Annotated in this window: 24 protein-coding genes, 1 pseudogene and 1 riboswitch; of the genes and pseudogenes, 10 read left to right on the top strand and 15 right to left on the bottom strand. The window is 39.1% G+C overall.

The window, feature by feature from the left end:
* Positions 1-27: 27 nt before the first annotated feature.
* From AC0VYJ_RS16540 to AC0VYJ_RS16530, 3 genes are all read right to left on the bottom strand, one after another.
* The gene (locus tag AC0VYJ_RS16540; protein WP_430245994.1) at positions 28-324 is read right to left on the bottom strand and encodes a DUF3817 domain-containing protein; all 297 of its coding nucleotides are present in this window, start codon (positions 322-324) and stop codon (positions 28-30) included.
* Between the two features lie 907 nt (positions 325-1,231).
* Positions 1,232-1,420, bottom strand: a complete 189-nt coding sequence (locus AC0VYJ_RS16535) for a hypothetical protein (protein WP_194219190.1) — start codon at positions 1,418-1,420, stop codon at positions 1,232-1,234.
* A gap of 123 nt (positions 1,421-1,543) precedes the next feature.
* Positions 1,544-3,721 carry a UvrD-helicase domain-containing protein gene (locus tag AC0VYJ_RS16530; protein WP_475365649.1) on the bottom strand — a complete coding sequence of 726 codons (2,178 nt, stop codon included), beginning with the start codon at positions 3,719-3,721 and terminating at the stop codon, positions 1,544-1,546.
* 142 nt (positions 3,722-3,863) lie between these two features.
* On the opposite strand from AC0VYJ_RS16530, the gene AC0VYJ_RS16525 reads away from it, so the two are divergent.
* From AC0VYJ_RS16525 to AC0VYJ_RS16515, 3 genes and pseudogenes are all read left to right on the top strand, one after another.
* Positions 3,864-4,088 carry a hypothetical protein gene (locus AC0VYJ_RS16525; protein ID WP_430245990.1) on the top strand — a complete coding sequence of 75 codons (225 nt, stop codon included), beginning with the start codon at positions 3,864-3,866 and terminating at the stop codon, positions 4,086-4,088.
* A 22-nt stretch (positions 4,089-4,110) separates the two neighbouring features.
* Positions 4,111-4,449, top strand: coding sequence for a hypothetical protein (locus tag AC0VYJ_RS16520; RefSeq protein ID WP_194219193.1), 339 nt, complete (start codon positions 4,111-4,113; stop codon positions 4,447-4,449).
* Positions 4,450-4,557: 108 nt separating this feature from the next.
* Positions 4,558-4,629: pseudogene (locus AC0VYJ_RS16515) on the top strand (YjcZ family sporulation protein); the annotation flags it as partial.
* A gap of 133 nt (positions 4,630-4,762) precedes the next feature.
* Here the strand turns inward: AC0VYJ_RS16515 and AC0VYJ_RS16510 are convergent.
* On the bottom strand, positions 4,763-5,887 hold the full coding sequence (locus AC0VYJ_RS16510) for an ABC transporter permease (protein ID WP_475365648.1): 1,125 nt from the start codon (positions 5,885-5,887) through the stop codon (positions 4,763-4,765).
* Positions 5,888-6,098: 211 nt separating this feature from the next.
* Here AC0VYJ_RS16510 and AC0VYJ_RS16505 point away from each other — a divergent pair, with 211 nt between their 5' ends.
* Both AC0VYJ_RS16505 and ytkD read left to right on the top strand, forming a co-directional pair.
* On the top strand, positions 6,099-6,626 hold the full coding sequence (locus AC0VYJ_RS16505) for a hypothetical protein (protein ID WP_475365647.1): 528 nt from the start codon (positions 6,099-6,101) through the stop codon (positions 6,624-6,626).
* A gap of 113 nt (positions 6,627-6,739) precedes the next feature.
* Positions 6,740-7,210: an RNA deprotection pyrophosphohydrolase gene (gene ytkD, locus AC0VYJ_RS16500; RefSeq protein ID WP_430245984.1), complete on the top strand. Its 471-nt coding sequence runs from the start codon at positions 6,740-6,742 to the stop codon at positions 7,208-7,210.
* A gap of 100 nt (positions 7,211-7,310) precedes the next feature.
* Here the strand turns inward: ytkD and AC0VYJ_RS16495 are convergent, their stop codons facing one another.
* From AC0VYJ_RS16495 to pckA, 5 genes are all read right to left on the bottom strand, one after another.
* Entirely contained in the window at positions 7,311-8,186 is an 876-nt protein-coding gene (locus AC0VYJ_RS16495; RefSeq protein ID WP_475365646.1) for a cation diffusion facilitator family transporter, read from the bottom strand.
* A gap of 175 nt (positions 8,187-8,361) precedes the next feature.
* Positions 8,362-9,162, bottom strand: a complete 801-nt coding sequence (locus AC0VYJ_RS16490; protein ID WP_475365645.1) for an ABC transporter permease — start codon at positions 9,160-9,162, stop codon at positions 8,362-8,364.
* Complete coding sequence (locus AC0VYJ_RS16485; RefSeq protein WP_475365644.1) at positions 9,143-9,919, bottom strand: ABC transporter ATP-binding protein; 777 nt, start codon at positions 9,917-9,919, stop codon at positions 9,143-9,145. The genes AC0VYJ_RS16490 and AC0VYJ_RS16485 overlap by 20 nt, the downstream gene beginning before the upstream one ends.
* Positions 9,920-9,930: 11 nt before the next feature.
* Positions 9,931-10,926, bottom strand: a complete 996-nt coding sequence (locus AC0VYJ_RS16480; protein ID WP_475365643.1) for an ABC transporter substrate-binding protein — start codon at positions 10,924-10,926, stop codon at positions 9,931-9,933.
* 191 nt (positions 10,927-11,117) lie between these two features.
* Entirely contained in the window at positions 11,118-12,701 is a 1,584-nt protein-coding gene (pckA, locus tag AC0VYJ_RS16475; protein ID WP_194219202.1) for a phosphoenolpyruvate carboxykinase (ATP), read from the bottom strand.
* A 353-nt stretch (positions 12,702-13,054) separates the two neighbouring features.
* Positions 13,055-13,164: riboswitch (SAM riboswitch) on the top strand.
* Positions 13,165-13,372: 208 nt separating this feature from the next.
* Here pckA and metK point away from each other — a divergent pair.
* Entirely contained in the window at positions 13,373-14,569 is a 1,197-nt protein-coding gene (gene metK, locus AC0VYJ_RS16470) for a methionine adenosyltransferase (RefSeq protein WP_194219203.1), read from the top strand.
* A 142-nt stretch (positions 14,570-14,711) separates the two neighbouring features.
* Positions 14,712-15,335 carry an MSMEG_1061 family FMN-dependent PPOX-type flavoprotein gene (locus AC0VYJ_RS16465; RefSeq protein WP_475365642.1) on the top strand — a complete coding sequence of 208 codons (624 nt, stop codon included), beginning with the start codon at positions 14,712-14,714 and terminating at the stop codon, positions 15,333-15,335.
* Here the strand turns inward: AC0VYJ_RS16465 and AC0VYJ_RS16460 are convergent.
* The 5 genes from AC0VYJ_RS16460 to AC0VYJ_RS16440 form a co-directional block, all read right to left on the bottom strand.
* Positions 15,329-15,514, bottom strand: coding sequence for a hypothetical protein (locus AC0VYJ_RS16460; protein WP_430245970.1), 186 nt, complete (start codon positions 15,512-15,514; stop codon positions 15,329-15,331). The two genes, AC0VYJ_RS16465 and AC0VYJ_RS16460, sit on opposite strands and share 7 nt — an antisense overlap.
* Before the next feature lie 13 nt (positions 15,515-15,527).
* Complete coding sequence (locus tag AC0VYJ_RS16455) at positions 15,528-16,673, bottom strand: glycosyltransferase family 4 protein (protein WP_475365641.1); 1,146 nt, start codon at positions 16,671-16,673, stop codon at positions 15,528-15,530.
* Between the two features lie 17 nt (positions 16,674-16,690).
* Complete coding sequence (locus AC0VYJ_RS16450) at positions 16,691-17,176, bottom strand: phosphatase PAP2 family protein (protein ID WP_475367505.1); 486 nt, start codon at positions 17,174-17,176, stop codon at positions 16,691-16,693.
* Positions 17,177-17,655: 479 nt separating this feature from the next.
* On the bottom strand, positions 17,656-17,874 hold the full coding sequence (locus tag AC0VYJ_RS16445; protein WP_206759433.1) for a hypothetical protein: 219 nt from the start codon (positions 17,872-17,874) through the stop codon (positions 17,656-17,658).
* 70 nt (positions 17,875-17,944) lie between these two features.
* A complete protein-coding gene (locus AC0VYJ_RS16440; RefSeq protein WP_430246000.1) occupies positions 17,945-18,460 on the bottom strand; it encodes a gamma carbonic anhydrase in 516 nt (171 codons plus the stop codon).
* Between the two features lie 90 nt (positions 18,461-18,550).
* Here AC0VYJ_RS16440 and AC0VYJ_RS16435 point away from each other — a divergent pair, with 90 nt between their 5' ends.
* The 3 genes from AC0VYJ_RS16435 to AC0VYJ_RS16425 all read left to right on the top strand — a co-directional run bounded on the left by AC0VYJ_RS16435 (position 18,551) and on the right by AC0VYJ_RS16425 (position 20,819).
* Positions 18,551-19,363: an alpha/beta hydrolase gene (locus AC0VYJ_RS16435; protein WP_194219207.1), complete on the top strand. Its 813-nt coding sequence runs from the start codon at positions 18,551-18,553 to the stop codon at positions 19,361-19,363.
* 17 nt (positions 19,364-19,380) lie between these two features.
* Positions 19,381-20,451 carry a tetraprenyl-beta-curcumene synthase family protein gene (locus AC0VYJ_RS16430; protein WP_430245965.1) on the top strand — a complete coding sequence of 357 codons (1,071 nt, stop codon included), beginning with the start codon at positions 19,381-19,383 and terminating at the stop codon, positions 20,449-20,451.
* A 65-nt stretch (positions 20,452-20,516) separates the two neighbouring features.
* Positions 20,517-20,819: a hydrolase gene (locus AC0VYJ_RS16425; RefSeq protein WP_226614834.1), complete on the top strand. Its 303-nt coding sequence runs from the start codon at positions 20,517-20,519 to the stop codon at positions 20,817-20,819.
* A 30-nt stretch (positions 20,820-20,849) separates the two neighbouring features.
* Here AC0VYJ_RS16425 and mnmM read toward each other — a convergent pair whose 3' ends face one another.
* Entirely contained in the window at positions 20,850-21,416 is a 567-nt protein-coding gene (gene mnmM / locus AC0VYJ_RS16420) for a tRNA 5-(aminomethyl)-2-thiouridylate-methyltransferase MnmM (RefSeq protein ID WP_475365640.1), read from the bottom strand.
* Between the last annotated feature and the right edge of the window lie 388 nt (positions 21,417-21,804).

Genomic DNA, 21,804 nt, shown 5'->3' with positions numbered 1-21,804 from the left:
GAACCTTCTAAAGGTCCTGCCTTGTCTTTATACTTCAGAATTTTTTGCGATTCGCGCATCGAATATAAACGGTCCGAATGGGATAACGGAGGAGACAACTGCGAGCGCCGCTTTAATAAAAGACCAGCGCTTAACGATTGTGACATATAGAATTACGGCAAGATAGAGAACAAACAGTCCGCCATGTAACGCTCCAACAATCGTTACGGCCATAGGGATATCCATCATATATTTAAGGGGCATCGCGATTCCTAATAATAATAAAAATGATATTCCTTCTGCGTAGCCGACGCCTCGGAATAGTTTCAATGGTTGTTTCAACAATGTATTTCACTCCTTCATCATTAGCTGATGTGATCTGCTTCACATAAACAGTTACAGGCAGTTTACAAATAGTATATCAATACTAGTCCTACAATAGAAGTTGAAGTTTTATCGATTTCTTGACAGTTTGAATGCAAATACTCCTAATCAATTTTTTATTCACAGAAAATTTAGTACTAAGGCATTGTTTTCAAATGTTTTGTAAGTGATGATTGCTTATACGTGCCTTTATCGAGTAGAATGAATGAGGGTAACAATAAATCAACTCTGAAGGAGATTTGTATGAATAATAACAAAAAGGCAATCTTTATATACATTCCAAAGTCCAAAGTTGATGAAGCCAAAAAAAACATGAAGAAGAATGATTAATAGACGATAAAAAACAGTCGAACCGTAATGGCTCGACTGTTTTATTTATGATGAATTAATAAATTTCAATTGCTCAATTTTACAATATTAAATAAATGAAATGATAGCTGCAATCACAGCAACCGCGCCAATGATCATAAGGATTGTACGTACCATTGCTATTCCTCCTTGATAAAGTCAATTTAGTTCATATATAACTATATTTTTGCTGCCTTCTAGAATAATGCGCTGACAACAAATGCTACTACAACAACAATACCGATAATAACGAGAACTTGTTTTAACATAATGACTTCCTCCTCTAATATAGCAATGTCCTTTGCTACTATTGATATACCCTATTCATTTTTTATATCAAACCTTTTTTTGAAATAAATAGTTATAAATGACTACTTTCAGAAGAAAATACTTCAAGTTACAAAGCGATTTATGAATAGCGTTCCAGTTATCTGGGTTTTTATGCTTGAAAAATAAAAAGAAGCCTTCCTTTATTTGGAGGCTTCTTCGTTTATTTAAACATTTGTTTCTGAGTGGGTAACTATTGTTTAGGATGTACCTTCATCCGCTCTTGCTGGAAAAATTCTTTTAGCTCCGGGTTAAGTAAGTCCGGCTCCTCATCATTTAAGTTCAGTCTGATCAGCTTGCCTTCAAGGTAATCCATAATACCGATAATCGTACCGTTTCCAAGCTGCTTCTGAAAGATGGTTTCGTAACGAATGCTGCTCATCGGAGCCCTCCTGTTGCGCGTTTTTTTCTACTATAGCACGTTTGGAGAGCGAATTATTGAAGTTAAACTTCTCTTAAATAATTTGTAATCAAAGCGCAACAAAGCTTAACACAGTGACATAGTTCAGTCTTTTTGAACAGGCTTTTGCGAAATGATCATTGGCTTATCACATAAGGGGCATTGCTTTTGATCAGGTTGTTTCTTATCCTCTATTTTCATCCATCCTTTGCAAAATTCACTACTGCAAACCCATGCTTTCACCGTTTTACCTTCTTGTTGAATTTTCTTCTTGAAGGCATCCGTTAAGAAACGAGAGACGGGTGTTTGTTTACCAAGGTGTTTCTCAGGGGAGCAAATATAGAGCTCTTCCTTTGCACGTGTAATGGCAACGTAACAAAGGCGACGTTCTTCCTCAAGGTCAGCAGTCGGATTTTTCATATAGAGCTGCTTATGAGAGGCTTCTTTGTCTTTCATCGTATTGAGCGCAGAAACGTGCGGTAGAATCGTTTCTGAAGCACCAATGACGTAAACCACAGGGAATTCAAGCCCTTTAGCCTGGTGAATGGATAGTAGTGAAAGCGCGTTAGAGGCGCTAGCTTTTTGTTTATGCTCATTGAATCGTTGTATGATTCGATCGACGTAGGCAAGGAACTCTGGGATGGTTTCAAATCGTGAGCTCGAGAACTCAAGCTCGTCCATCATTTCTTTAAGAGTAGTCTTATGCACAGTTAATGCTTCGTCATTTGCGCTGTCCAGATGTTTCATATAGTCATCTCGTAACAATTGAATGGCTTTCTGGGGTCGATGACGTTTAGCTTCTTGAACAAGGCGGACACGTCGATCTATCGATTTTTTTTGAAAATCACGTAGTGTTTTCCATGATTTTAAATGTAACAAAGGAAATTCAACTGGATCAACAAAATTTTCCATCTCAATGTGGCGCATACCTGATTCTTGATTAATAAAAAGGGATGGGAGTATGGCGGCTGTCGCATCAAGATTTTGGTGCTCGTATGCGAGGCGAAGGTGCTCCATCATTCCTTTAATAATTGATTGCTCGTAAAAGACCTGTTTCATTCCCTGTGCGTTGAAAGGGATGTCCTGTTCAATCAACTGCTCGAAAATGGCTCTAGCATTCGTATAAGTTCTTGTAAGAATGGCAATGTCTTTCCACTCTCGCTTCTTTTCTCGAATATGACGGAGGACATAACCTGCTTCGTCTTCTGTTGTAGCAGGGCGAAGATAGTATGGTTGCTTTCCGTCTTTGTCTGTAGCGTTCATCGTTTTCGTTCTTCGATACGTATTGTGCTTAATTACATGGTTTCCGAGTCCAACAATGGGTGGAGCTGATCTATAGTTTGTATCCAGCGTTACGACGGATGCCTCGGGATAAGCACGATCGAACTCTAAAATAATTGAGCTATTTGCACCATTAAAAGAATAGATAACTTGATCATCGTCACCCACTACAAATAAGTTGTTTTGAGGAGCTGCAATTTGTTTAATTAATTCATATTGAATTGGATTCGTATCCTGGAATTCATCTACTAAAATATATTGAAATCGATTTTGCATTTTTTGAAGTAGAGCGAGATTTTGATTGAATTCTCGATACATATAGACAAGAATGTCATCAAAGTCAATATAGCCATTAGCCGTTTTCCACTCTTCATATTCAGAGTAGGCTTTCTTTAATTCTTCTGTTTCTTTACTGTCAGGGATATCTGCAGGCTCCATCATTTTAACTTTGCAGGCAGATATTGATGAAAGCATAATCTCTGGTAAAGATGCTTCAGGACTCTTCATTTTTTTTAGAATATTCTTCATTATAATTTGTTTGTGACGATCACTATTCAATATTTTTTGGTTATAACCGAGACTCCTTAATAATTTCAAGAAGATAGAATGAAATGTTCCTGCTGTTAATCTTCCGGAGTCTTGAGAAGAGACACCTGGTAAGTGACTGATACGCTGTCGCATTTCTTCAGATGCCTTTCGAGTGAAAGTAATGAGTAGAATACTAGAAGGATCTTTTTCCTTTACTGTCATTAGAAAAGCTGTTCGTGCTGTTAAAACAGATGTTTTTCCACTTCCGGCTCCGGCAATTGTCAAAAGAGGGCCTTCAGTATGCTTTACTGCTTTTGTTTGAGGTTCATTCAGACGTATACCTTTTTCCTCTAAAGCATGAAAAAAAGCCTGCTCTGCTTTATCTTCCAATGGTCTGAGAGACGAGTGGGGTGTTAAAGGAGCAGATAGGTCCAATTCAGTCACTGCTTGATGCGGTGTTGTAGTAAAATTCATGATCATCACCTGAACTATTCTTATGGATTCATCCCTTCATTTTAACATAAATTTAGGTGTTTTCGTTTTTAAGGAAAAGATTAATATTTATCCGAAAAGGGTAAAGTGACAAGCAGGATAGGATAAAGAGGAGGAAAAATCAATGGAAAAATTTATTCAAGTTGTAGTGGATCATGATAAAAAACAATTTCATGTGGAGTCAGAAGCGACCGAAGCAACCAACTATGATGCGCGAGTTGAAGAAGCAAAGAAACAGGGACGTGACGTTGGATCATTTCGCTCTAGGCTTGATACTGTTGAGAAAACCATTGATGCTGCTCAACATGAATACAAAGGGTATCGTCATTTAGAAGAAAGTCCTGTTTAAATTTTCATGGAGGTGAGAAGCAATGGTACGTGAGACGTATTTTGTAACACCTAAAGGTGAGCTTCATGAGACAAATGTTGGCACTCAAATGAATGCCTTTGAAATTAGAGCAAGTCAAGAAGAGAAAATGGAAATGGAACGTGTAATTGAGAAGTTGCGCTCTCAGAAATATGTGCAACAAAATGATTTCTTTTCACTGAATCATTATGATGAAAGTGAAGTAGACCGTCATCGAGATTGGACGGATGAAGCAATTTATGAATTATATAAGATGATCCATCGACTAGGCACACCTCATACAAAGCAACAAATTGATCAAATGGGCGTATTATCAGCTCTAAACCACAATACAAGAAATTGAGGATGAACAACTAGTTTTTCTCCATGAACTCCGCTCATGCCCTTCCTAAATGGAATCAACTACATAAAGTAATAGTGTAGTGAATGAATTTTAACGAGGGGGATAAAGATGAGCGGAGGATATGGTAAAGGTTTTGCGTTAATTGTTGTTCTGTTTATTTTACTAATTATTGTTGGAGCTGGCGCAATGGGCGGCGGTTGTGGTCCTGGACCAGGTTATGTAGGCGGAGCAAACTACAATCCTTATTGTTGCTAAATCATAAAGAGAAGCCGGCTAATATTAGCCGGCTTTTCTTTATGTATTTCTCTGTTTTTTATGTTCTAAAAAAAAATGAAATCAAAAGTCCTTCTATTAAAACACAAAAACTATGCTGTAAAGAAGGAAGCTGAACAATACTAAATAAAATGGATTGTATAACTAATAACGATAAAATCATGTTTCTCAGTGGATAATCGTTACGGAGAATAACAAGAAACGAGTCTCTCATTTGTTCTTTTTTGATTGCTAAAAGCTGGTTTTGAGTGACCCATAAAAGGATTGGGACCATTATGTACGATGTGTACTCTCCTCTTAGATAATAGAGAATCAATGCTCCGAGTCCAATTAATCTGATATACACCCATGTGTAGTTTCCTTTACGAAAGAAAATCCTAATCAATAGAAAGGTCTGTGCGTTAGACACTGGTATCAATTGAATAATCCAGTTCAAATACTTTCTTGCCTTCACTTTATTCTGTAAAGAAGGCACATCGACGAATTGGTTTGCGAATTGCTCAAACCGAGCAGTTTGTGATGATTCAAGTTCAATCAATCTTTCCCACTGAAGCATCGAGTTTTGACGAAATAGTAAGTAAAGGTATGTAATGGGAAACATAAGGAATAAGGCACCAATAAAAACATATCCTTTCATGGTGAAGGAAAGAATAGTGAAATTGCTAATGAAAAGGTAAAGACGCAGCCATTTTTTCTTCGTGAAGTAAGATCGTATGATCGTAAAAAAAGACAATATAAAGAGCAAGAGTATCATGACATAAATCCATGTTAGTAATTCCAAAGGAATTTCTAAATGAATGAGGGCAGGAGCACTTACTAAACTAACGATTAAAATTATCGGCAGTGAACGAATCAAAGAATAGAAGAAAGTATATTTAATGTATTGCCTCATACGATCTTCACATGCGATTAAAAAGACGCGATCCGCTTGAAAGAGAAAGAACTTTCCTTCAAGAATACTTAGTACTACGCTCATGATGAGGGCGATCGCAAATAGGAGTGGAAATGGCTCAGGTATAACATCGATTAAACGTTGATAATAAACAATTCCTATTGCTCCGCTTAGCAATAAAGCGATCAAAAATCCGCCTTGCATGATGTAAGACAAATACTTAAGTCGATGCCGCAGATAATTATTAAATCGAATCTTCCATAATTCTCCCAATAAATCACCCCTCTCCCGAAATAAATTAAGAAAAATCGAAACATTCTGCTATGTCTTTTCGTATAAGTAGTGTATCCGAAAGAAAATAGCAAAAATCCTTTCATTGCTATGGTAAAAAAGACTTAATATATCTCTAGTTTGTTTGACACCTAATAGGATGAGGTATGAAATCAATATAAAGAAATTCTACTATACTTAAAGGATGAGTGACATGAAAAAATACATAGGTTTATTAATGTTTGTAGGTGCACTAACTTTCACTTCGGGTTGTGGCGGAGAATTATCAAAAGTTGCTGCTGATCATTCAGAAATCGTGGTTTCTACTCTTGAGAATAAAGCAGAAGCAAAGACGGATTCAGTTGAAAAACCAGAAGTTGAGAATTTATCTAACGAACTTATCAATCATATTATTCAGGATACAGATGAAGAGGGTAAAGTTAAACAGTTTCAAACAATAGCAGAGGTTGAGCAGGACTTACAAAAGATAACCTCAAAAGAACTCGCTTCTGAAATTGCGGATGTTTATTTTGCAGAGCGTGAAGGTGATCTTTACTTAGTACCAACAGAGCTATTCCCGTGGGTGAATACTGATGAGTCATATGAACTGGAGAAACTTAATGAATATGAATATGAACTGACACAATCGAATGAGTCTGACCTTTATGGCTCTTACACAATAAACATCCATTTTCTTTATGAAAACAACCATTGGATCATTAATGATTTTGAGATTAAATAATTCAAACGCACGGAACTTTTGGTCCGTGCGTTTTATTTTTTGTACAGGTAGATTGGACAAGCACAGGCTACTCTTTTACAATAAAGTAAGAAACTAAAGGACGAGGTTATCAAATGAGCGAATTTATGTTTACAGATTACTATCATAATCAGGTAACATTTTCTTTCGAGGATCATCCTTACTCTCCCGCACCAAAACATGTTTGGGTTATTTGTCGCCTCGAAAAACAGTGGCTGTTAACCGAGCACTCTCGAAGAGGCATTGAATTTCCAGGTGGGAAAGTGGAAGTAGGAGAGAATGCCGAAGAAGCCGCGGTGCGTGAGGTATATGAAGAAACAGGTGGAGTTGTTAAGCATCTTCAATATGTAGGTCAGTATCGTGTTGAAGGAAAAGGCGGGACAATTATTAAGAATGTCTATTATGCTGATATTGATCGTCTCGTAGACAAAGAAGATTATATGGAAACAAAGGGACCGGTGAAGCTAACAACACTTCCGAAAGATATTCACTTAAATGAGCGTTATAGCTTTATGATGAAGGATCAAGTACTTACTTATAGTCTAAAACATCTTAATTATTTGTAATGAGAAAAAAGTCCAGTTCATTGTACTGGACTTTTTTGCTCGTAATTATACAAAATCCAATAAGTCACTTTCTTCAAACAAATAACAGATGGAGAATGCACTATTCATTGGCAGAGCCTCTTTCAGTAATTTCCCTGCCAGGTTCAACATGAATGGTGGCATTTCGAACGTCATGATCCTTCTCTAACTGGGCTTCTATTTTGTCCGTAATCGTATGCCCTTCTTTAATATTTAAATGAGGTGCTACCTCTACAACGGCATCGACAATAATATCATTTCCGGCCATCCGTGCTTTAATATCCACTAATGTTTCTACCCCTTCAATGTTTTGGATCGTCGCCTCTATATCATTCAATTTCTCTTTATCAAATCCATCCGTTAACATGAGTGATGAATCTTTAAAGATATCATAAGCCGTTTTGCATATGATAAGACCTACAATAAAGCCTGTAAGAGGATCTAGCCAATGCATGTTAAAGTGAGCACCAATAATTCCAATAAAAGCACCTAGACTAACGAGAGCATCTGATAAATTGTCTTTAGCTGCAGCCATTAGTCCGAGGCTATTCGTTTTTTTAGCGAGGCGGTAGTTAAAAAGATAAACGCCTCCCATAACGATCATTCCAAAAAAGGCAACCCAGGCAGAGCTAAGTGGAGGAGAGGAGACTTTACCACTGAGTAAGACAGTAGCTGTATGGAAGAGGACTTGTATTCCAATCGCAAACATAACAAATGAGGCGAATAGAGAAGAAACGGTTTCTGCTCGAGAATGGCCATATGGATGGTTCAAGTCTGGTGGCTTAAGAGAGATTTTCATGCCAATTAAAACAGCAATGGATGCCACGATATCTGATGCGTTATTCCATCCGTCTGCTAAGAGGGCTTCTGAACCAAAGAGATACCCTGCGGCTAATTTGATCATTGAAAGTAGTAAGTAAGCTGTTATGCTAAGCCATACACCTCTTAGTGCGCTCATTGTTTTCACCTGTCTTATATAAGAATATGTTCTTCTATATGCTAGCAGATGGTATTTGGTTGGGTCTATAGCAATCATTTTGCAAGTGGTAAGACGTGTAGGAACCCATCATATTTGTGAGTGGTGGCTAACTAGTTTGCCCAATCACAACAAAATAAGCCCCTCTTATGAGGAGCTAGTGTTTAATTAATTTCGGTTCTAACCATTCGACTCCTAAATACATGATTGATGAGAGAATCGCAATCATAAATAAGCTCAGTAAAACCAATGTGAAATTAAATACTTGGAAGCCATAAATAATCATATAACCAAGACCTTGCTTTGAAACGAGAAATTCCCCAACAATAACGCCGACCCACGATAAACCCACATTTACTTTCAAGGTAGAGATAATCGCTGGAAAGGAAGATGGCAGGATTACTTCAAAGAAGATCTGGCGCTTATTACCACCAAATGAGCGAATAACTTTGATGAAGTTTGGTTCAACAGTATGAAATGCGTGGTAGATCACAAGAGTAGTAATAATAACGGAAATAGAAGCACCCATCGTAATAATGGAGATATAACCTGGACCAAGCGCAACTATGATGATCGGGCCAAGAGCTACTTTAGGCATGGAATTCAATACAACAAGATACGGATCTGAGATTCTAGAAGCCTTGCGTGACCACCATAGAATTGCCGCGAACACGGTCCCAAGTACTGTTCCAAGAAGAAATCCTGCAATTGTTTCAAGCAACGTTACACCAGTGTGTAACAGTAATGACCCATCTGTTACTTTAGTTATAAAGAGAGAAGCAATTTTAGAGGGGTAGCTAAATAATAATGGATCGATCCATGTGAACCTTCCTGCTATTTCCCATAAAGTAAGAAATGCAAAGAGAATACACACTTGAAAACCCAATATTTCATTTCTTTCCCTTTTCAATTCTCTTAGATAATGTTGATGCTTTTGTTTAAGTTGGAGATGGTTCAAGAGAATCAAGCTCCTTCCATATCAGCTGGAAATTCTCAGGGAAAGCAGAATCATTCCTAGCTTCAAAAGGAAGTAATTCTTTAAGGGAAGCTGGGACTTGAAAAGTTCTCGCGATTTTCCCGGGACGAGGCGATAAGAGGATGATGCGGTCTGACATCGCAATCGCTTCTCCAATATCATGAGTCACCAGCAAGGCGGTTTTTCGATGCTTCTTTAATGTTTTAAACACGAGGTCTTCGAGTTTTAATTTTGTTTGATAATCAAGTGCAGAGAAAGGCTCATCTAATAACAGTAGATCAGGATCTGTTGCAAGTGTGCGAACGAGAGCTACGCGTTGACGCATTCCACCTGAAAGCTGATCAGGATAGGCCGAGCGGACATCGCTTAACCCCATGCTATCCAATAATTCCAATGTTTGTTCTTTTTTATCCGCTGTCAACTTGTTTAGAAGCTTTAATCCTATAAAACAATTTTCTTCAATTGTTTTCCAAGGAAACAAGTAATCCTGTTGAAGCATATAGCCCATTCGTTCGCCGGGAGATTTTATAATTTTATTTTGTAGAGAAACGCTCCCTTCAGTAGGTTTTACTAATCCTGAAATGATCGACAACAGAGTAGATTTCCCGCATCCACTAGGCCCAAGGAGGGAAACGAATTCTCCTTCTTCAATAGCGAAAGAGAGGTTGGAAATCGCTTCTTTGGCAGCGTTTTTCGTTAAATACACATGTGAAATAGCGTTGAGTTGAAGGAAAGACATTATTTTCCCTCCTATTTTTGCGCTTTTTCGGCATAGCTATTATCTACTAATTTGCTATGATCAACGCGTTTTGGGAGTTCTCCTGCTTCATCCATAATATTTTGTAAGTTATCCCATTCTTCTTGATCCAGTGATGGGTTTGTAGCGAATGAATGCTGGCTTTTGTAACGATCTACTACAGTTGTAATGAGTTCAAGATCGGTATCCTGAAAGAAGGGTTCAATTGACTTTGCAATTTCTGCAGAAGAATGAGTATCTACCCACAGTTGAGCCTCATAAAGTGCTTTTGTAAAACGCTCTGCTACATCAGCATTTTTACTCAAATAACTTTCTTTTGCCATAAATCCTGTATATGGAATTTTCCCTGATTCTTTTCCAAATGAAGCTACAATGTGTCCAACCCCTTGTTCTTCAAAGACACTTGCTGTTGGCTCGAATAACTGAACGTAATCGCCAGTTCCAGAAGCGAATGCGCTTGAAATGTTTGCGAAATCAATATTTTGAATAAGGTCCAAATCGTTTTGTGGATCAATTCCTTTCTGTTTCAGCACGTATTCACCAGCCATTTGTGGCATACCACCTTTACGTTGGCCAAGGAATGTACTTCCCTTCAAATCTTCCCATTCAAAATGATCGACTTTTTCTCTTGATACAAGGAACGTACCGTCTGTTTGTGTAAGTTGAGCAAAGTTTATGACAGGGTCATCAGTGCCTTGTGCATAGACATAAATGGACGTCTCTGATCCTACAAGGGCGACATCAGCTCCGTTAGATAGTAGAGTGGTCATTGTTTTATCTCCGCCCCAAGTAGTCGTTAATTCGACATCAATGCCATGCTTCTCAAAAATACCCTCTGAGAGTGCCACGTATTGTGGTGCATAGAAAATCGAGCGTGTAACCTCAGCTACTCTTACCTGATCGTTTCCACTATTTGTACCACACGCCGAAAGAATAAGAAGAAATACACTTGTGTATATACAAAACGTTATAAACCAGCTTCTTTTCATTATCTATCCTCCACATTTGTCACATGAGGTAGGCTCATGTTTTAGATACTATAGCCTATGTATTTTAAAACAATTGGTGTTTTGAATAGGTAAATTAATGGAGGTAGATAGAAAGAGGAGGATGCGCGAAGTGAAGGTGAATGAGTCTTCAAATAAAAAAAGCACCCGTTAAGGTGCTTTTTTCAATGAGACTAAACATTTGGGCCTGCTTGTTTGATTTCGTCAGCTACATTTGAGAATTTGTCGAAGTTCTTCACAAACTTAGTAGCGAGATCTTTTGCTTTCTCATCATATTTCTCTTGATCTTCCCATGTTTGTTTTGGCTGCAATACTTCTGCTGGAACACCTGGACAATGAGAAGGAATATGCAATCCGAAAATAGGGTCTGTTACTGTTTCGATACGATCAAGTTCTCCATTTAAAGCCGCCTGGATCATCGCTCTAGTATATGAAAGCTTCATGCGCTCTCCGACACCATAACCGCCCCCAGACCATCCGGTATTTACGAGGAAGACTTGAACATCATGCTCCATAATTTTCTCGCCGAGCATTTCTGCATAGCGATGGGCAGGTAATGGCAAGAACGGTGCACCAAAGCATGTAGAGAAAGTGGCTTCTGGTGAAGTGACGCCTCTTTCTGTTCCGGCTAACTTGCTCGTGTAACCTGATAGGAAATGAAACATGGCTTGTTCCTTGGTCAGTTTGCTAATTGGAGGAAGGACGCCAAATGCATCTGCCGTTAAGAAAATAATCGTGTTGGGATGTCCGGCAACGCTAGGAATTGCAATATTAGGTATGGCGTCAATCGGATAGGCAGCGCGAGTATTTTCAGTTAGACTAGTGTTATCGTAGTCAGGTTCACGCGAGCCGTTATCCATCATAACGTTCTCAAGAACCGTTCCAAAGCGAATTGCATCCCAGATTTCAGGTTCTTTTTCTTTTGATAAGTTGATGCACTTAGCGTAGCATCCACCTTCAATATTAAAGACACCATTCATAGACCATCCGTGTTCATCATCACCGATAAGAGATCGATGAGCATCTGCTGAGAGCGTTGTCTTTCCAGTTCCAGATAAACCGAAAAATAGAGCAACATCCCCCTCTTTACCTACGTTAGCAGAGCAGTGCATTGAAAGAATATTTCGCTCTGGTAATAAGTAGTTCATAACGGTGAAAATAGACTTTTTAATTTCTCCAGCATATTCTGTTCCACCAATTAAGACGGTTCGTTTCTCAAAGGAGATAATAATAAATGTTTCTGAATTTGTGCCATCCACTTCTGGATCAGCTTGAAAACCAGGTGCAGAAATGACAGTGAATTCAGCGTCATGTTCTTTTAACTCTGATTCATTCGGACGGATGAACAGCTGGTGGGCGAAAAGGTTATGCCAGGCATATTCATTAATAACCTGAATGGGTAGTCTTGATGACTGGTCAGCACCAGCAAATCCTTTAAACACATAAAGTCCCTTTTTCTCACCGAGATAGTTCAACACCTTTGTGTAAAGGTTTTCAAAACTTTTTTCGGAAATAGGTTGGTTTGTTTCCCAGTTCACTTTGTTCTTTACGGAATCTTCCTTTACAATGAACTTGTCCCCAGGAGAACGTCCTGTATATTTTCCGGTTTCTACGCGAAGAGCTCCTGTAGCTGATAGTTGCCCTTCGTTTTTAAATAGTGAATGTTCAACCAGTTCAGACACTGATAAATTCACATGTGGATTATTCTTATTTAATATCGCATCCAATAACGGTGAGGAGAAGGAAGCTGTTTTCATACGTTAAACCCATCCTTTTTTAAAGATTTCGTTGATTGACTTGTTTAACTCAAAAATAGTATAACACATTCATTCAATTATTCTATACTAATCTATGTATTTTTTGCATAAAAAGTGAAAAATGGGTGAATGACTATTTCTTTAGGTTGAAATCCTGTCGCCATTATATAGGAAGTGATTATTTTATGGCTAAAGGATTAGGGTAGTGGTTCGGTCGCTTCGCCCTTGAATTCGAACACAAAGCCCGTGTTCTTTTCGGAGGGCTCCAGCGCTTGTCGAAGCTAAACGGGCGCTTCCGCTTTTCTTCATTGACACATCCTTTCATGTGCGTTATTATATGTCGAGAATGGATACTCTTATCCCGAGCAGGCGGAGGGACAGGCCCGATGAAGCTCAGCAACCAACTCCTATACAACAGGATTAAGGTGCTAACCTGCAAGACGATAGTCTTGGAAGATAAGAGGCGAAAGGCATGAGATATCAGCTCCTTTTCCCTCTGATTGTAGGGAAGGGCTTTTTTAATGTCGTTGAGATTGATGACGCTATAAAAAAAGGTAAGACGATAAGAAATTGAATTCGTTCTCTCGTTTCGGCACAGGGTAATAGGGAAATGAGTACCGTATCCATTACAACATAATTAGATAGGATCCAATCCTTAAGGAGGTACTTGAGTGAGTAATCGTCGTTTGTTTACTTCTGAGTCAGTAACAGAGGGGCATCCTGATAAAATTTCAGATCAGATTTCCGATGCCATTCTGGATGATATTCTTGCGCATGATCCAAATGCGCGCGTTGCCTGTGAAACTACAGTAACAACTGGTCTTGTTCTAGTTTCCGGTGAAATTACAACATCACACTATGTTGATATTCCGAAAGTGGTTCGTGAGACGATTCAAACGATCGGCTATACACGTGCGAAATACGGATTTGATGCTGAAACATGTGCTGTTCTTTCATCTATTGATGAACAGTCTGCAGACATCGCTGCAGGTGTAAACGTTGCTCTTGAAGCACGTGAAGGTACGATGTCAGATGATGAAATCGATGCAATTGGTGCAGGTGACCAGGGGCTTATGTTTGGTTACGCTTGTAATGAAACAGCGGAATTAATGCCGCTTCCGATTTCTCTTGCGCATAAACTAGCGCGTCGTTTGAGTGAAGTAAGAAAAGAAGAAATTCTTCCTTATCTTCGTCCTGATGGTAAAACACAAGTAACAGTGGAATACGATGAAGCTGGTAAGCCGGTTCGCGTTGATACCATTGTTGTTTCTACACAGCATCATCCTGAAATTTCACTTGAACAAATTCAACGTAACATCAAAGAACACGTTGTGAAGCCGGTTGTTCCTGCTGAATTAATTGATGAAGAAACAAAATACTTCATCAACCCAACAGGACGCTTTGTTATCGGTGGACCGCAGGGTGACGCAGGTTTAACAGGAAGAAAAATCATTGTTGATACTTACGGCGGTTATGCGCGTCACGGTGGCGGTGCTTTCTCAGGTAAGGATGCTACGAAAGTAGACCGTTCTGCGGCATATGCTGCTCGTTATGTTGCTAAGAACCTTGTGGCAGCGGGTCTAACAGATCGTTGTGAAGTTCAACTTGCTTACGCTATTGGGGTTGCTCAGCCAGTATCAATTGCTATTGATACATTTGGCACAGGAAAAGTGTCTGAGGAAAGTCTTGTAGAGCTAGTAAGAGAGAACTTCGATCTTCGTCCAGCAGGCATTATAAAGATGCTTGATCTTAGACGTCCCATTTATAAGCAAACAGCTGCGTATGGACATTTTGGACGTACTGATATTGACCTTCCATGGGAACAAACAGATCGTGCAGAATCCCTTAAACAGGGTGCCGGAATTTAATTAATTTCTAAGAAGCCAAAAATATTTTGGCTTCTTTTTTTTGCTCTATCATCCTTTTTGACATCCGTTATATTGTATTGAATTATCATAAAATAGATGGGTGTTGTGATAAAATGGAAGAAAAAATGGAGGAGTGTAATGTGTGAATACTAGTATATTCGGAGAAACCGTGACCGATGTGAATGAACTAAAAGACATGGCAGGAATACCGAGTAAATTGGCTGCAAACAAAGTCATATCTTTTCTTGATAAACACTGTAAAGAGTTCATATGCCGTACACCATTTATTACGATTGCCACCCAATCAAGTACGGGTGGTGATGTTTCGCCAAGAGGCGATGCACCGGGGTTTATTCAGGTTCTAGATGATCATCATTTATTGATACCGGAAAGACCGGGAAATAAACGAATGGACTCATTGATCAATTTATTAGAAAACCCAAATATCGGTTTGCTGCTGATGATTCCCGGCCGAGAAGAAGCGTTGCGTATTAATGGGAAGGCCTTGATTGTAAAAGATAAAACGCTGCTAGAGCAGTGTGAATATAAGGGGAAAACGCCTTTGTTAAGTATTGGAGTAGAAGTAAAGGAATGCTACATTCATTGTGCCAAAGCCTTTAAACGATCATATCTTTTTGAACCTGAACGATGGCCGAGTACTGAGGGGCTCGCCCCAGCTGCCAGAATGCTATCTGATCATGCAAAAATAGGCGAAGAAAAAGTGATTGAATCGTTGAAAGAAAGTTACACTAAACGTCTTTATTGAACAGAAATCGAGCCCAAACCTTTGTGTATGTTTGGTTGAACAATGGAGCAGTAAATGAGATCATACGTATTTGCTATTTTTCGCATTTCATCTAGCGCGTACAAGTTGTGACCATGTGTTGCGAAGATAGAAGGTGCAGTTAAGCCGATTTCGTTAATCCCAAATACAGTAAGAATCATTTTTTTCTCCTTTCTAAGCATATCGAGCTAATCTTTTAATTCCAATTGTTTTCTCATAATCCTCTACTAATCGTCCGAAGATCGCATCCCATGATTGAGTAAGTGCATAACGACGTCCTTCATAACCCATCATTCTCCGTTCGGTATCATCTGATAAGAGACGATTGATAGCGTAGATATATTCGTCTTCTTTATACGGAGAGCAGAAAAGACCGTTTCTTTCTCCAGTGACAACGTCGGATAACCCTCCAGCATTTGCAGCGATAACAGGGGTCCCGGAGGCAAGTGACTCCAATGCGACATTTCCAAATGTTTCAGTAGCTGATGGAAAGATGAAAAGATCTGAAGTAGCGTATAGCTCTGCTAATTCTTTCCCTTCTCTATAACCGGTGAAAGTGACGTTGTTAGGGACGTTTTCTTGAATATGAGGGAGAGCTGGTCCATCACCAACAATCAGCCACCTTGTTTGTTGTTTCAGCTGATCTGGTAACTTCCACATGATTTTTTGTAATGTTTCAAGATTTTTTTCTGGAGCGAGTCGACTAACAAATAAAAGAATATACTTCTCCTGAATATTATATCGTTCACGTAGCGAGTGATTTTTTCTAATCGGAGAATAGTGTTCGCAATCGACGCCTCTTCTCCAAAGCTTGAGGTTCTTAAAACCTCTTCCTTTTAATCGATAGCGCGTTTCATTGGAAGGAATAAAGGTAGTGGAAAATGGTTGATGAAACCAGGTTAAGTATTTCCACATAAAAGGAGAGAACCATTCAAGGTGGTAATGCTTTAAATAGTCATCAAAATTAGTGTGGTATGAAGCAACCATAGGTATGTTATTTTTCTTTCCGTAATGTAGTCCGCACATGCCGATATTAAAAGGTGTCGCGACATGAAGAAGGTCTGGTTGAAAATCTTTAAGTTGGTTGCGGATAAGACTTACGTTAGGAAGGGCAATGCGACATTCGGGATAAAGGAAAAACTTCATACTGGTAAAGCGGTGAATATTACTTGAGAAAAGGTCATCATCTTTCTGACAGTTAGGAGCAAAAAGCATATAATTAACCTGCTGACGGTCCATATACCTGGTTAGTTTACCCAGAGTGCGAGATACTCCGTTAACCTGTGGATAGTAAGTGTCAGTAAAAAGTGCAAGTTTCATGAATAGCCCTCCCTTTTTCAGCATAGGATGAAAGTTGAAAGAATACCGGATCCGCCACCAAGTATAAAACCAACAAGAACGTCAGAAGGATAATGATGACCTAAGTAAATCCGCGATATGGCAACTAGACTCCCAAGAGCCATTAAGGGAATAGCTAGTGAAGGAATATGAAAGATAAATGGTGTAAGCACAGAAAAAATAGCCGTTGTATGTCCTGATGGAAAAGAATGATCTTTTAAAGGGTATACGAGTATCTTTGTTTCAGGTAGAGCGAGATATGGCCTGTGTCTTGGATAATGCTTTTTTATAAATTGAACAGGTATATGACTAACAGCAAGGGCAAGCGCAGCTTGGAACGCCCATATCTTTAAAGGAGCAGGTAACAGGAACATCAACAAAAGTGTACTTAAAATCGTTGCCCGAGCACCACCCGCATGCGTAACAAATCCAAAAATAGAAGTAAGATACCTTGAATGACACGTTAAATTCACAAACCGAAACATCGTACACTCACGCTCATAAAGCCACCCAACCACTTTACTCAAAAAGAATCCCCCTTCATCCTATGTGTTACTTCTATCCTATACGAGAAATTTAATGCTACTATTAAAGAAATCTTAAAGAATTGTTAAGAGTATAATGAAAAGCGGAGACGAGCGTTTAGAAACGGAGATATTGGAGCTCTTGAACTAGAACACGTCCTTTGTGTTCTGGTGAAAGAGTGAAATATCGCAGTTTCTGCGAGTCGCAGCTAGCCAAGAAAAGCGGAGACGAGCGTTTAGAAACGGAGATATTGGAGCTCTTGAACTAGAACAAGCCCCTTTTGTTTGAATTGAAAGGTGAAGCGACCCAGGATCTGGAATATATAGATGGCTTTCAAGAAAATACATAAGATCGTCCACACTCTAACGCTCCAAACGTTTTCAAAAACCACACAAAATACCATGAAAAAAGACCAGGAATACCATCCTGATCTTTTTCTTCAAATTAATGTGAAGTAAATAACATAACCGATTGCAAGTGCTGTTGCGACGATATAAACAAGAAAAATCGGATTGCTAAAGAAAGAAGATTTCACCCTGGCGTTCCCTTGATTATCATATTCGCCTTTTTGATTTTGTCCGAGTCTGTACGTCATATATGCCCCTATAAGCAAGGTGATGACGACGAGCACGATCAAGACCATGGTCATTTTGTACACGGAGGCCACCTCGATCCATTAGGATTGTATTGGTAACCTTCCTCAAACTAGCGATAAATATGCGTGCTTTCTAGAGCGGCTTTTGCTCTTTGTAATAGGCAGCTTTTTCAACATATTCTCTTCGAATGCGGTTCATATCCTTTCGATCATCCTCTGTTAATGTTCTAACAACCTTTGCAGGTCTCCCGAAAGCAAGGGAATGAGGGGGGATTTTCTTACCTGGTGGAACAAGGCTTCCTGCGCCAATAAAGGAACCTTCCCCGATCTCAGCTCCATCAAGAATAATGGAACCCATTCCAATAAGTGCCTCTTTGCGAATAATACTACTATGAAGGATTACCTGGTGGCCGATCGTCACACCATCTTCCAGAATGAGTTTTTTATTTGGACTCTGATGAAGTACACAATTGTCTTGAATATTGACCTTATTTCCAATTTCAGTTGGGGCCACATCTCCACGTATGGTCGTGTTAAACCAGACGCTGCTATGTTCCCCGATTGTCACATCACCTGTAATGGTAGTATAATCCGCAATATAGACCGTTTCATGAATCACTGGTTTTTTGTCATGATAAGCATAAAGCATTCCAATCCCAACTTTCATTTATTATAGATGAAATCCTTTCCAAAAGTAGTGTATCAAAAAGAAGGAACCTACATAAGGGGGCTAATGTCCATGCGTATAAAAGAAACTGAATATCCAAAAGCGGTTATTGTGTTAGTTCATGGAGCAAACGAACATCATCGAAGGTATGATTGGCTCGTTTCTAAGTGGATTGAAGCAGGCTATCATGTAGTGCTTGGCGATTTACCTGGACAAGGTGAAAGTACTAGAAGACGGGGCCATATTGATTCATTTAACCAATATATTGAAACGATTGATAAGTGGATCAAGAGAGCTCATGAGTATAAGCTACCTGTGTTCTTACTTGGGCATAGTATGGGAGGACTTGCATCCATCCGTACGATTATGGAAAAACGTCCTTCTCTAACTGGAGTCATTTTATCTTCTCCGTGTATTGGACTAGTTAATCCCCCTAACAAAGGTGTAGACTTGCTCTCAAAAGTACTAAATCCAATTGTCCCTTCTCTAAGGTTAAATTCAAAGCTAGAACCGAACATTGGGACAAGGAATCCAGAGTTCCACAAACGAGATCAAGAAGATCCATTAATGGTTCAAAAAGTATCTGTTAGATGGTACCGTGAACTTCTAAAAGCGATGAAAATAGCCAATGAAGGAGCGAGATCATTTCATAATTTACCATTGCTTGTATTACAGGGTGGCGACGATCGAATTGTAGATAAGCATGCTGTTATTTCGTGGTTCAATCGCATTCCATTAACAGAGAAAGCATTTAAAGAGTGGGATGGATTTTATCATGAGGTGTTTAATGAACCAGATCGTGAAGATGTATTTCAAACGGCAAAATCATTTGTTGAGTTAAAACTTGAATTATTAGAGCGTAAGGAAAATAAGATAAATAATTAATACAGGAGTGGGATCACTTGAAAGTACCAAGTCAACCGTGGACGCTAATGTATAGTATTTATAGACGCGTCTTACCGAGGGTTCATCATGAATTAGAATATTGGAGGAAGCGGGCTGAAGAAATCCCTAATCCTGAATTGAGAAAGCAGGCGTTAGATAGCATTGATTCAAAAACGTTTCACTGTGAAGGTGGAGGGATTTATGGATTGCTTGCCGGGAAAGAAATTGATCGTTCTATTTCATTTATCGCAGCTTACCAGACGATAAGTGACTATCTGGATAACTTGTGTGATCGAAGTACTTCGCTTGATCCAGAAGACTTTAGTGCATTACATGAGGCAATGGCGGAGGCTCTTTCCCCTGAAGTTGAAGCTTCAAATAACTATTATCGGTATCGTGAAGAAAAAGATGATGGAGGCTATCTATTAGAACTGGTTCAAACGTGTCAAAAAGTCATTCGTGAATTGCCGAATCAAAGGGAAGTGCAGCCTGCCTTACTTGAACTCTGCCATTACTATTGTGATCTCCAGGTACATAAGCATGTTACAGAGGAAGACCGTGTTCCAAGGTTGAAAAGCTGGTTTGACCAGCATAAGCAACAGCTTCCAGAAATGACATGGAATGAATTCTCAGCGTGTGCTGGATCAACCTTAGGGATTTTCTGTCTTGTATCTTACTCATTAGGAGACATGATCCCTAAGGGCGGTACAGCTATGATTAAGGAAGGTTATTTCCCCTGGGTTCAGGGTCTTCACATAATGCTGGATTACTTTATAGATCAGGAAGAAGATCGAGCAGGTGGCGATTTGAATTTTTGTTTTTATTATAAAGACAATGATGAGCTCGCTCAGCGTGTTGCTCACTTCATTAAAGAAGCGGATAAAAGCGTTGAAAGTCTTCCACATTCTTCCTTTCATCGATTAATTAATCGCGGTTTACTTGGTATTTACCTTGCGGATCGTAAAGTAATGGAACAGAAAGACGTGCGCTCTCTTGCTCGTAAAATTATTCGAATTGGAGGAAGATCGAGCCTTTTCTTCTACTTTAATGGTTGGGTTTATAGAAGACTTCACAAAGCGTCTCAGTAAAAGCGTATAAAAAACGCTCTTTCGTGAGAAAAGAAGCCTATAGGATTTTGAAAGGGGCTCTTAAAATGAAAAAGCGTTACTATGTGGCTGTAAGTTCGGGCGAGATACTCGAAGATCAAGGGGCATCGAGCTATAATTTTGAAATCGATGCGGATGAGGAAGATATCTTCAAGCTCAGTGAGCTATTTGATCTGACAGATAAGGATAGTCGCCTATCGTTATATCGTTCACATGTTCCAGCTATGAGTTATCATGAAGATAAGAACAATGATGATTATGATAATCATATGAAAGAGATCTATGGTCTTTTACACAAATTAGGGAATAAGAAAACAAGAGAACATATCGAAACGATGGGAATTCTATAGAGAATAGGGGCTGTGCAGATGCACAGCCTCTTATTTTTTGCTGATGGCAAGAATATAGGGTGGTTCATTGATTTGGTTAATAAATTGGTATTTTAGAACTTGATACTGTGACTGATCGAGATCTGAAGCGAAATCTGACACCTTTTCACTTTCAATTTTACCTTCTGGATGTCCTGGGTAGACGACTAGAATAAGGAGCCCTTCTGAACGAAGCAAATGTAGGATGTCTGTTACTGCTTGGATCGTTTCTTCAGGTTTCGTCACAATAGTTTTATCTCCACCTGGGAGGTAGCCAAGGTTAAAGATTGCGGCAGAAACGTTTCCTACATCTTTCGTCTCAATTTTGCTATTGATTGAAGCGTGACTCTCGTGGAATAATGCCACCTGGGCAGATTGCTTAGCTTCTGTCAGCCTTTTTTCTGTAGCTTCAATCGCCTCAGGTTGGATATCAAAGCCATACACTTTTCCTGAATTCCCAACTGATTCAGCTAGGAAGAGAGTGTCATGTCCGTTTCCACAAGTGCCATCAATAGCAATGCCTCCTTCTTTTAATACTGAATTCAGTAGCGTTCTTGTAAAAGGTAATATTCGTTGCATGATCTGTAATCCTTTCTAACAATTAAAATTTTCTTAAATGAGTCTTCTGAAACTTATCCTATCAATTTATTAGGACGTCGAGGTTTAGAGTGGCTTCTTGTTTGCTTCTAACTAAGTATGACTTTACCATGATCGACCTTTTACTCCAACTAACATCTTTATGTGTTTGGGAATATCTGGCTCGTGGTACAGAGTACTATACAAAAAAATGAGGTGATCATATGGCAGAGCATGAAAAATCACATAAACAAGGCGAAACTAATAATCCCGAGCAATTACCAGATAAGGAAAAAATCAGCTCGACGAGGATGCTTCAGAAATGAATGTCGATGCGATTCCATTAGAAGATTTAAAAGAAGAACAAAAAGAAGAAAAAGATAAGCCACAT

The organism is Anaerobacillus sp. 63XJN7_5_ISO-PGPR-S23-430 (assembly GCF_056173695.1).
The sequence above is the reverse complement of the archived record's forward strand: the minus strand, read 5'-3'. Positions and strand labels throughout refer to the sequence as shown.